We start from the raw sequence: 10945 nt of genomic DNA, 5'->3' as shown, positions 1-10945 counted from the left end.
CCGGGTACGCGATCTTCGATACTGGCGGTGCAGATGACTTTGGTGTCGCCGCATTCGATCAATACCGAACCTTCGGCATGCTTGGTGTAATTGCGGGTAAGTTTGATGGCGCGCAAGGCATCAGCGGCGCGTCCGCTGGGACGATTTTCATACGACATGAGACATTAATTCCTGGAAGTGATACGGGATGATTTATCGATGGCGTTGCGGATTTCTTCAATCGCTTTTTCGATTTCCGAATCGTTATACGTGTCGGCGCTCTCCAGATCCTGGTGCCGCGGCGCCTGGATCGTGGTGGTCACGCTGCCTATCGGTAGCGTATGCGTGGTGATGGTACTGTTGCCTTGCAGGTTTTCACTGCTTTCCCACATCATCGCCAGCGCGGTGACATTATCGCCTGTTTTGCCGGCAATGCCGGTAGCCGTAGTCAACAATTCGGGAATCGCGCGCACGATCGTATTGCTGTGCAGGCGTTGTGCCAGCTCGTGATCCGGCAAGACCGACCACAAACCGTCCGAACACAGCAGCATGATGTCGCCGACCTGCAGGCTGACACGACGTGAAATTTCGACGATGGGCATATTGGGTGCGCCGAGGCAATTGAACAGCTTGTTGCGATCCGGGTGCGTCTCGCGTTCCGATGCATCGACCTTGCCTTGTGCGATCAGGGTTTCGATACGCGAATGATCGCGCGTACGCGCCAGAATCTGGCCGCCACGCATCCAGTACAAACGTGAATCGCCGCAATGCGCCCACATCGCACTGTTGTGCTGGATCAGGCAGGCGACAATGGTGGTGCGCGGTGTTTCCGGCAGATTGTTGATGGCGCGATAGCGATGGATCTCTCTATGCGCTGCGAAGAAACTATCTTCGAGAAAGCGCTCAGGCTTCTTCACATACGGCGTGGCATTTTCCTGGAACAGCGAAGCGATCGTCTGCATCGCAATCTGTGCTGCCATTTCGCCCATGATGTGGCCGCCCATGCCGTCCGCCACCAGCAACAGCAGCGCATCGCGTGTAAAGCTGTAGCCCATCCGGTCCTGATTGTTCTTGCGACCGCCGATGTGGCTTTCTTGATAAACAGAGAATCGCATAGAGTCGTCGAATAAGAGTTACGGCAATGAGTAAGGATTAACGTGTATTTTCTTGAATCGTCGTACTGGCAACGTTCGCTTTCCCGCCCAGCCCACGGAACATGCTTTTCAGTTTGCGCGTGACCTGCTGCAATTTGGCATCGCCCTGCTTGTCCGATATCGGTTCGCGCAAGGCTTTTTGCAGCGCAAACACACTTTGCGGACGTTCCAGCGGATCGATCATCAGACTCCAGCGTATGACCTTGATCAAATCCGACGAATAGACGCCTTCCAGCTTGTTGAAATGGCCATCCATCTTGTCGTTGAGCTTGCGTTGATCAGCCGGTTGCGGCGGGGCGCCCACCATACAGGCAAACATCGAGGCGCCTATGCTGTAAATATCCGTCCATGGCCCCAGATTGCCGTTCTTCACGTACAACTCCGGCGGCGCAAACCCTGGCGTATACATCGGATACAGTTTTGGCAAATCCGCTTTCAGCGTTTGTCGCGCAGCACCGAAATCCAGCAGGATAGGCGTGCCATCCACGCGCAGATAGATATTCGCCGGCTTCAAATCCAGATGCAGCAGTTTATTGGTATGCACTTCGCGCAAACCGTTCATCACATGGCTGAACATCTTGCGGATGAAGCGTTCCGATACCAGCGGTTTCTCGCCCTTGTCGCGACGGCGCAGGATGTGATCCTGCAGCGAGCGGCCGGACTCATAACCCATGACCATGTAGACGGTTTCATTGGCACGGAAAAAATTGGTGACGCTAACCACATTCGGATGCGCAATGCGCGCCAGCGCGCGACCTTCTTCAAAGAAGCATTTCAAGCCAATGCGGAAAACCGGCAGGTTTTCCGGTGAAATTGCCGGCACCAGTTCGCCGGGCTGGCGCAGCGCCAATGAGCTCGGCAGGTATTCCTTGATCGCGACCGCATTGCCGTCTTCGTCATAGGCCAGATAGACAATACTGAACCCGCCAGACGCAATCTTCTTTACAATGCGATATCCAGCGATCTCCAGCCCATCCGGTAACGGAGCATTGTTTTGCGCAGCCATGTCGTCCTGTTTAGTTTCAGTCGTGTCGATTCAAGATTGAATAGAAGAGCACAACAAAAATTGAAATGGCAATATTGTCTGCCTCTTGTCTCCCCGTCCGGCTCAGGCAACAGGGTTCGTTGTAGATTGTGTGGATAAATCACCACTTTGTAAAGTAAAACCGAGGAACTGATTTTGACCATTTGCAGCATGACCGGCTACGCGGTTACCACTTACGAGACCGGCAACGGCACATTGACGATCGAGGTCAAAAGCGTCAATTCGCGCTTTCTCGATTTGCAATTTCGCATCAACGACGATTTGCGCGCGCTGGAACCCTCCTTGCGCGAAGCCATCATGGCGCGCGTCACCCGCGGCAAGGTCGAATGCCGCCTGAGTTTCGGCCGCAAAGTTGCAACCGGCGCCACGCAGGCACTGAACACAAGCGCACTGAATGCCTTGGCAACGCTGCAAACCGATCTGCGCCGGCAATTTACCGACGCAGCACCCCTGTCGGTCGGCGAATTGCTGCGCTGGCCTGGCGTCATCGAAGAAGCCGAAATGGGTCAGGACACCTTGCAAGCCGACGTCATTACAGCCATGCACACCACGATGGCGGCATTTGTCGAAAGCCGTGCGCGCGAAGGTAATGCCTTGCAAACGATGTTGCTTGCACGCGTCAGCGATATGGAAGAAATCGTCTTGCGTATCACGCCGCTGATCCCTCAGGTCATTGCACAGTTCCAGCAAAAAGCCACCGAACGCATGCAGGAAGCACTGGGCCTGGCTGTCAAGAATGGGGACGCCGCCGCGCAGCCGACCATCAGCCGCGAAGAAGCACTGGATAGAATCCGTCAGGAAGTCACGCTGTACGGCATACGCGTCGATGTAGCCGAAGAACTGACCCGCCTCTCCGCACACCTGAGCGAAACCCGCACCATCCTCAACAAAGGCGGCCAGGTCGGCAAACGCCTGGACTTCATGATGCAGGAACTCAATCGCGAAGCCAATACGGTCGGCTCCAAGGCTGCGGTCAAGGAGTTGTCTGATGCTTCGATGGCGATGAAGTTGCTGATCGAACAAATGCGCGAACAGGTGCAAAATCTGGAGTAAGCCGCGCTACAATTCGCAGTCACAGGAAAACAGTTTTTGTCCCCATCGTCTAGAGGCCTAGGACATCACCCTTTCACGGTGAGTACAGGGGTTCGAATCCCCTTGGGGACGCCATACACAACAAACAGCATTGCAGGCATGGGCATACCGAACACATGCCTGTCCGTTGCTCTTTAGCTTATTGATGAAAGACACCGATGTCTGAACAATCCACTTCTTCCGGCAGCTTGTTTTTAGTCGTTGCGCCGTCGGGTGCCGGCAAATCAAGCCTGGTCAACGCCTTGCTGGAGCAGGAGCCATCGATCAAGTTGTCGATTTCATACACAACCCGGCAACCGCGACCGAACGATCAGCACGGACGTGAATATTTTTTCACTTCGGTGGAAGATTTCATCGCGCGCCGCAGCGCAGGCGAATTCCTCGAATCGGCTGAGGTATTCGGCAACTACTATGGCACTTCGCGCATCCAGATTGCCGAACAAATGGCCGCCGGCGTCGATGTTTTGCTGGAAATCGACTGGCAAGGCGCACAACAGGTGAAGAAGCAGTTTCCGCATGCGGTTGGTGTTTTCATCCTGCCGCCCTCCATTGCCGCACTGGAAGAACGCCTGAAAAAACGCGGGCAGGACGATCACGACGTGATTACACGCAGGATTCTGGCCGCTGGCGGCGAAATCGCGCACGCGTCGGAGTTCGAATATGTTATTATCAATCAAGAGTTTACAGTCGCTTTAGCCGAGTTAAGTGCAATTGTTAAAGCCACTCGCTGTCGCTTCGCACAGCAGTCAACCCGGAACGCATCCCTGTTCGCCCAATTGGGCATTCATGCCAATTTAAGCTGATATCGTATTTTTAGGAGCACATATGGCCCGCATCACCATTGAGGATTGCCTCAAACAGATTCCAAACCGCTTTCAACTGACCTTGTGCGCAACCTATCGCGCACGTCAATTGCTGCAAGGCCACACGCCTAAAGTCGACGCAAAAGACAAACCAACCGTGATCGCCCTGCGTGAAGTCGCAGCTGGCCACGTCGGTATTGAAATGTTGAAAAAAGTCCCAAGCTAATAAATCTCTTCTGCTAACCGCGATGCGGCTGATAAGCTATCAGTATGAACCTGACACCTACAGATTCAACAGCATCCATCGCTTCAAATAACCGAGCGGTTCCCGACCGCTCGGCCTCAAAAGTTACAACGAACAAATCACCTGCTTCAACACCTGCACCGGTTCCCGGCGTGGCGTCTGTTACGCAACTGACCAACAAGCTCGCTGAATACCTGACTCCTTCCGAACTGAAGAAGATCAAGGAAGCGTATCGCTTCTCGGATGAAGCGCATCTCGGTCAAATGCGCATGTCGGGTGAACCGTATATCTCGCATCCTATCGCTGTCGCGGAAATCTGCGCCGACTGGAAGCTGGATGCCCAGGCGATCATGGCAGCGCTGCTGCATGACGTGATGGAAGATCAGGACGTACGCAAGGATGAGTTGATCGAACGCTTCGGCGCGCCGGTTGCCAATATTGTCGACGGCCTTTCCAAGCTGGAGAAACTTGAATTCCAGAGCCAGATCGAAGCGCAGGCGGAAAATTTCCGCAAGATGCTGCTGGCGATGGCGCGCGACGTGCGCGTCATCCTCATCAAGCTGGCCGACCGCCTGCACAATATGCGCACGCTGGGCTCCATGTCCGCCATCAAGAAACGCCGCATCGCGCGCGAAACGATGGAAGTCTATGTACCGATTGCGCATCGCCTCGGCCTGAATAATATTTATCGTGAACTGCAAGACCTGTCGTTTTCGCATCTGTACCCGATGCGCTATAAAACGCTGGCCAAAGCCGTCAAGGCAGCGCGTGGCAATCGCCGCGAAGTCGTCAGCAAGATTCTTGAGTCAGTCAATAACACGCTAGACGCCACCGGTATTCCGGCACAAGTCTACGGCCGCGAAAAAACCTTGTACGGCATCTATACCAAGATGCTCAACAAACGTCTGACCTTTTCGCAGGTGCTGGATATCTACGGCTTCCGGGTCGTGGTCGACAGCTTCGCGAATTGTTATGTCGCACTGGGAACGCTGCACGCGCTGTTCAAGCCCATGCCGGGCAAGTTCAAGGATTACATCGCGATTCCAAAACTGAACGGCTACCAATCCTTGCACACAACCTTGATCGGCCCTTACGGCACGCCGGTCGAGTTTCAGATTCGTACACAGGACATGCATCGCGTGGCCGAGTCCGGCGTCGCCGCACACTGGTTGTACAAAGATGATGAAGGCAGCCTGAACGATCTGCAGCAGCGCACACATGCATGGCTGCAGTCGCTGCTGGACATCCAGAAACAGACTGGCGATTCGGCCGAGTTCCTGGAACACGTAAAAGTCGATCTGTTCCCCGATTCGGTTTATGTGTTCACACCGAAATCGAAAATCATCGCCCTGCCGCGTGGCGCCACCGCACTGGATTTCGCCTACACGATTCATACCGACGTCGGCGATCAGACGATTGCCGTCAAGATCAATCTGGAACAAGTACCGCTGCGCACTGAATTACGTAATGGCGACATCGTTGAAATCATCACTTCGCCGAGTTCGCGTCCGAATCCGAACTGGCTGGGTTTCGTTCGCACCGGCAAGGCGCGTTCAGCGATTCGCCACCATCTGCGCACCATCAACCTGACCGAATCGATTGAACTCGGCCGCAAACTGCTGGGCCAGGCATTAAGCGCCCTGAATCTGAATCCCGAGTTGTCTCCTGCCGTAACTGAACGTTTGCTGAACGAATCCAGCGCCAAATCGCTGGACGATCTGTACGCCGACATTGGCGTCGGCAAACGCATGGCTGCACTGGTTGCGCGCCACATTCTCGGCATGGTCGAGAACGATGACCCATTGCCGCACCCATTGCTCGACGTCAACGGCGAAGTAGTCAGCAAGAAAATCGACCCGGTCGTCATTTACGGTAGCGAGGGCGTTGCCGTCCAGCTGGCACCATGCTGCCAGCCGATTCCGGGCGATACGATCATTGGTCAGATGAAACGCGACCAGGGTCTGACTATCCACAACCTTGAGTGCGATGTCGCGAGAAGACAGCGCTCGAAAGAACCGGATCGCTGGATAGACGTAACCTGGGGTGCCGACATCAATCGTCGCTTCGATTGCGGCATCACGCTGCTGGCGCGCAATGAAAAAGGAATTCTGGCCCGCGTTGCGGCTGAAATCAGCGAATCCGATTCCAACATCACGCACGTCGGCATGGATGAAGACAAGGAACACATGATTACCTATCTGCACTTTACGGTGCAGGTCGAAGACCGTGTTCATCTCGCCCGCCTGATGCGTAACCTGCGTGCGATTCCCGGCGTTACCCGCTTGCTGCGACACAAAGGCGCAGCCTAGTTACTCCACCATCCGCCCTGTCGATATCAGGCAATAGGCGCCGGATAACTCACTTCCAGAATCAGCAGTTCTTCCAGACCACCAGGGGTTTTCAGCGTGACGGAATCGCCTTCGCGCGCCTTGGTCAAGGCGCGTGCAACCGGCGAGATCCAGCTGATTTTTCCATGCAGCGGATCGAGTTCATCAATCCCCAATATCGTGACCGTATGTTCATCACCGGCCTGCGTTTCATAGCGCACAGTGGCGCCGAAGAAAATCTGCTCGCTGCCGTAATGCACACTTGGATCAACGACTTCCGCCAAGTCGAGCCGCTTGGTCAGGAAACGGATGCGGCCATCGATCTGGCGCAAACGCCGCTTGCCGTAAATGTAATCGCCATTTTCCGAACGATCGCCGTTGGATGCCGCCCACGACACGATTTGCACCACTTCCGGCCGTTCGACGTCTATCAGTTTCAGCAACTCGTTTTTCATCCGCAGATGGCCTTGCGGCGTCATGTAATTCTTGGCGCCGACGGGGATCGGCGGCGCGCCGCCATCTTCATCGTCGTCGTTTTCAGTATTGGTAGCTTGATTCATCATGATCTCTTTTAACTTCCTGTCCGCAGCAGTTTACGGCAAACGCGTACTGCGTTGATCAGAGCAAGTTAAACATTGGGATGGAAGATATCGGAAGGTGGAGCAATTGTGTCTGCGGCAGTGACAGTTCAAATACAAGTACAAGAGTCAGAGTTTACTGCGGCTGCGTTATTTTCACGCACGCGATACCATGTTACTCCACTCGAATGCAGCCAGTTGCAAGGCATACAGATCTTCAATCGAGAGCTGCAGTTTTTGCAAAGTCGGCATCAACAAGGCACCGGTTTTTTCTATCTGTTCAATATACTCGGCCAGCTTGAGCAAATCGCCATAAAATCCGCGGCGTGCCAGCAATGCGCTACTGACTTCATCCACCACGGCAACCTGTTCCAGTATCTGCTGCATCGATTGGCCGAACAGGGTATCCATCAAGGACATGATGCCAACGGTAAAGGCCGTATCCGCCATCGCCCTCTGCCCGGGCCGCAACTTTTCCGTGATCAGCTCCAGCAGCTTGCCACGCGTGGTGGCCAGTTGCAGCAAGGGCGAATTGAAGTGACTGCCCTTGTGATGTTCTGCATACAGGATAATCTGCAGCCAGCGCTGCAACTGACGACGACCCAGTACCGTCAGCGCCTGGCTCAGTGAATCGATGCGCCGCGTCACTCCCATCCCGGGCGTGTTGGTCAGACGCAGCAAGGTCAGCACCAGCGATGCATCTTTCTTGATGCTGGCTTCGATTTCAGCGGTGTCTGCATCAGCCATGATCAGCGTCATCAACTGCATGACTGCCAGCTGGGATGGCGCCAGTTTTTTGCCCGAAAGAATAACCGGACGGGCAAAATAATAGCCCTGGAAATAATGAAATCCGAGCTCCATGCAATCCTGGAACTGCTCTATCGTTTCGACTTTTTCAGCCAATAATAATTTGTCGTCCCGCCTGAAATAATCGACCAGTTTGGCGATCTCGGTTTTATGCATGCCGGTAATATCGATCTTGATGATTTTTACCAGCGGCAATAACTTTTGCAGGGCTTCGGAGTGGGAAATTACATCATCCAGCGCAAAGGTAAAACCCTGGGCGGACAGCTCGGTCACACGCGCCACCAACTCCGGCGTCACCTCCACTGTTTCGAGAATTTCCAGCACCACCTTTTCGCACGGCAGGAAATTCACAAAGTCGCGCATCAGCACGGCGGCATCGACATTGAAGAAGCCCAGCGAAGCGCCGATCACATTGACAATACCCAGTTCGGAAGCGTGTGCAATCACCGAAGCAGTGGCGGCAAGATCGTCAATCACATTGGCAGGGCCGGACAAGGCACGACGAAACAGCAGCTCGTACGCCACCAGATTCTGATCACTGTTCAAGATAGGCTGCCGCGCAAGAAAGAACTCTTTCACGCGGGCTTGTTGCTCATCAGGCAGGTGCTGATTGAGGTCTGTGATCATCAAGATGATGGCCTATTATTTTTGAAGCACGAAGAACAGTTGCATCGCGCCCGATTTAACTTTGAAACACGACCGTTGTCTTACGCTCGATCAAATATTAAATGTTTTTTTACCGTATCTTATTCTTGCTTTACAACAGCCTTTTGCTGAGCTCAGGATAAACCCATTTCCAATTGGAAATAGTGAATCCATGCAAATTTATGTCAATAAACGAGCTTGATTACCTCTTTAATATTTCCAAAAAAATAATTATTACGACCTCTCCCGCGGCAATGACCGAAACACGGGGATTTCCGGATAATCGCCGCGATAGTCGCGCCTTATACGCGTCGCGTTCCAGTGTAGGTCGCCACGGTTTGCCCGCTTTCCAGCGTAAAACCCGCGCCCGAATCACCACCCAGCGTTTTCACCAGATAGGGCATCAATTCACGCAACATCGGCTCCAGCGTCCATGGCGGGTTGTGCACGAACATGCCGCTGCTGTGCAAGCCGAAACCATCCGGTGATGGCGTGGTGACAGACAAGGTGACGTTGAGCCAGCCATTGGCGGTCAGGCGTTTCAATTTATCCGGCAGTTGGCGCGACTCCAGACGATTCAGCACCGGATACCACACTGCATAAGTGCCGGTGGCAAAACGCGTCAAGGCATCGGAAACCGTCTGCACGACGCTGCGATAATCGGTCTTGTCTTCATATGGCGGATCGATCAGCACCAGTGCACGGCGCGATGGCGGCGGCAGCAAAGCCTTCAAGCCCTGGAAACCGTTGGCCCGCTCTATCATGATGCGCTTGCCGCGCACGGTTTGACGCTGCCCCTGCTCGGCTGCATGCGCTTCCAGTTTACGGAAATTGTCGGCCAGCAGTTTGCTGTCAGCCGGATGCAATTCAAACAGACGCAATCTATCCTGCTCCCGCATGATGCTGTCCGCGCAATATGGCGAACCCGGGTAATAACGCATCTTGCCGCTAGGATTGAGCGCCTTCACAACCTGCACGTATTCAGCCAATGGAGCAGGCAGATCCTTGCGATCCCACAGCTTGGCGATACCGGTTTCAAACTCGGCATTTTTCGCCGCATAGTTGCTGTCAAGCGCATACACACCGGCACCGGCGTGCGTGTCGATGTACATATATGGCGTGTCTTTTTGATTCAGATATTTGAGCAACTGAATCTGAACCAGATGCTTGAGTACATCGGCGTGATTACCTGCGTGGAAGGCATGGCGGTAACTCAACATAGGGAAGGTCTAACCTGGCAAGAATGAAAGAATGGAGACCGCGCAAAGGCAGCAGTTCCGGGAATACGCCATTCTAACAATTCCCGGCTTGAAACCCTACGATTAACGGTTTCTGCACCAACGCACTGCTCTTTGCCCAATACCCGTCAAAACGTCATGAATAATAGAAAATGGGCACGAGAAATAATCCGCGTGCCCATCTCGATCAATCAAACTGCACCACTTCAAAACAAACTTGAACTGGCGTGCTGATCACTTATTACCTGGCTGCTGCGACCTCAGCGCGCAAGGTACGCGCCGCCAGCACCATGTTTTCCAGCGCAGCGGTCGTTTCCGGCCAGCCGCGGGTTTTCAGGCCGCAATCCGGATTGACCCACAACTGTGCATCAGGAATCACACCGCGTGCCTTGCGCAACAAACGCTGCATTTCTTCCACGCGTGGCACGCGCGGCGAATGGATATCGTAGACGCCAGGACCGATATCGTTTGGATACGAGAACTGACCAAAGCCGTCCAGCAATTCCATATCCGAACGCGAAGTTTCAATCGTGATCACGTCGGCATCCATCGCTGCAATCCACGGCAGGATGTCGTTGAACTCCGAATAGCACATATGCGTATGAATCTGCGTGTCGTCCTGCACACCCGATGCGCTGATGCGGAATGCCTTCACCGCCCAATCCAGATAATGCGGCCAGTCGGCAGCCTTCAAAGGCAAACCTTCGCGGAAGGCAGGTTCATCGATTTGAATCATGCCGATGCCGGCTTTTTCCAGATCGACGACTTCATCGCGCAATGCCAAAGCGATTTGCAGTGCAGTCGTGTCGCGCGGCTGATCGTCGCGCACGAAGGACCATTGCAACATCGTCACCGGACCCGTCAACATGCCCTTCATCGGTTTGCTGGTCAGGCTTTGTGCGAATTCGCTCCAGCCTACTGTCATTGCTTCCGGACGGTACACGTCGCCGTAAATGAAAGGTGGTTTGACACAACGCGAACCGTAGCTTTGTACCCAGCCGTTTGCGGTGAAGCCGTAGCCCCACAACTGTTC

At 54.1% G+C, this 10945-nt stretch carries 9 protein-coding genes, 1 tRNA gene and 2 pseudogenes; 5 read left to right on the top strand and 7 right to left on the bottom strand.

Annotated elements, in window-relative coordinates; all coding sequences use genetic code 11:
* The 3 genes and pseudogenes from rph to ABWP27_RS10295 all read right to left on the bottom strand — a co-directional run.
* Positions 1–158: pseudogene (gene rph, locus ABWP27_RS10305) on the bottom strand (ribonuclease PH); the annotation flags it as partial.
* Positions 159–164: 6 nt separating this feature from the next.
* On the bottom strand, positions 165–1094 hold the full coding sequence (locus tag ABWP27_RS10300; RefSeq protein ID WP_353156271.1) for a PP2C family protein-serine/threonine phosphatase: 930 nt from the start codon (positions 1092–1094) through the stop codon (positions 165–167).
* A gap of 37 nt (positions 1095–1131) precedes the next feature.
* The gene (locus ABWP27_RS10295; protein ID WP_353156268.1) at positions 1132–2139 is read right to left on the bottom strand and encodes a serine/threonine protein kinase; all 1008 of its coding nucleotides are present in this window, start codon (positions 2137–2139) and stop codon (positions 1132–1134) included.
* A 189-nt stretch (positions 2140–2328) separates the two neighbouring features.
* On the opposite strand from ABWP27_RS10295, the gene ABWP27_RS10290 reads away from it, so the two are divergent.
* From ABWP27_RS10290 to ABWP27_RS10270, 5 genes are all read left to right on the top strand, one after another.
* On the top strand, positions 2329–3231 hold the full coding sequence (locus ABWP27_RS10290; RefSeq protein WP_353156276.1) for a YicC/YloC family endoribonuclease: 903 nt from the start codon (positions 2329–2331) through the stop codon (positions 3229–3231).
* Positions 3232–3269: 38 nt separating this feature from the next.
* A tRNA-Glu gene (locus ABWP27_RS10285) sits at positions 3270–3345 on the top strand.
* Positions 3346–3428: 83 nt separating this feature from the next.
* Entirely contained in the window at positions 3429–4073 is a 645-nt protein-coding gene (gmk, locus tag ABWP27_RS10280; protein ID WP_353156265.1) for a guanylate kinase, read from the top strand.
* Between the two features lie 22 nt (positions 4074–4095).
* Positions 4096–4299, top strand: coding sequence for a DNA-directed RNA polymerase subunit omega (rpoZ, locus tag ABWP27_RS10275; protein ID WP_353156262.1), 204 nt, complete (start codon positions 4096–4098; stop codon positions 4297–4299).
* A gap of 44 nt (positions 4300–4343) precedes the next feature.
* Complete coding sequence (locus ABWP27_RS10270; protein ID WP_353156259.1) at positions 4344–6626, top strand: RelA/SpoT family protein; 2283 nt, start codon at positions 4344–4346, stop codon at positions 6624–6626.
* A gap of 26 nt (positions 6627–6652) precedes the next feature.
* Here ABWP27_RS10270 and greB read toward each other — a convergent pair whose 3' ends face one another.
* The 4 genes and pseudogenes from greB to ABWP27_RS10250 all read right to left on the bottom strand — a co-directional run.
* Entirely contained in the window at positions 6653–7204 is a 552-nt protein-coding gene (gene greB / locus ABWP27_RS10265) for a transcription elongation factor GreB (protein ID WP_353156257.1), read from the bottom strand.
* Positions 7205–7378: 174 nt separating this feature from the next.
* Positions 7379–8656 (bottom strand): EAL and HDOD domain-containing protein, encoded by a 1278-nt coding sequence (locus tag ABWP27_RS10260; RefSeq protein WP_353156274.1) that lies wholly within the window; start codon positions 8654–8656, stop codon positions 7379–7381.
* A gap of 320 nt (positions 8657–8976) precedes the next feature.
* A complete protein-coding gene (locus ABWP27_RS10255; RefSeq protein WP_353156254.1) occupies positions 8977–9894 on the bottom strand; it encodes a 23S rRNA (adenine(2030)-N(6))-methyltransferase RlmJ in 918 nt (305 codons plus the stop codon).
* 259 nt (positions 9895–10153) lie between these two features.
* A pseudogene (locus ABWP27_RS10250) lies at positions 10154–10945 on the bottom strand (5-methyltetrahydropteroyltriglutamate--homocysteine S-methyltransferase); the annotation flags it as partial.

The organism is Herminiimonas fonticola (genome assembly GCF_040395855.1).
GTDB classification, from domain to species: Bacteria; Pseudomonadota; Gammaproteobacteria; order Burkholderiales; family Burkholderiaceae_D; genus Oxalicibacterium; species Oxalicibacterium fonticola_A.
Note: the sequence above shows the minus strand (reverse complement) of the source record. Positions and strands in the feature narration are given on the sequence as shown.

Bases quoted from the DNA above. Each gene is read 5' to 3' on its own strand.
- ABWP27_RS10255 (WP_353156254.1), bottom strand. From the start codon at position 9,894: ATGTTGAGTTACCGCCATGCCTTCCACGCAGGTAATCACGCCGATGTA.
- ABWP27_RS10300 (WP_353156271.1), bottom strand. From the start codon at position 1,094: ATGCGATTCTCTGTTTATCAAGAAAGCCACATCGGCGGTCGCAAGAAC.
- rpoZ (WP_353156262.1), top strand. From the start codon at position 4,096: ATGGCCCGCATCACCATTGAGGATTGCCTCAAACAGATTCCAAACCGC.
- ABWP27_RS10270 (WP_353156259.1), top strand. From the start codon at position 4,344: ATGAACCTGACACCTACAGATTCAACAGCATCCATCGCTTCAAATAAC.
- greB (WP_353156257.1), bottom strand. From the start codon at position 7,204: ATGAATCAAGCTACCAATACTGAAAACGACGACGATGAAGATGGCGGC.
- ABWP27_RS10290 (WP_353156276.1), top strand. From the start codon at position 2,329: ATGACCGGCTACGCGGTTACCACTTACGAGACCGGCAACGGCACATTG.
- ABWP27_RS10260 (WP_353156274.1), bottom strand. From the start codon at position 8,656: ATGATCACAGACCTCAATCAGCACCTGCCTGATGAGCAACAAGCCCGC.
- gmk (WP_353156265.1), top strand. From the start codon at position 3,429: ATGTCTGAACAATCCACTTCTTCCGGCAGCTTGTTTTTAGTCGTTGCG.
- ABWP27_RS10295 (WP_353156268.1), bottom strand. From the start codon at position 2,139: ATGGCTGCGCAAAACAATGCTCCGTTACCGGATGGGCTGGAGATCGCT.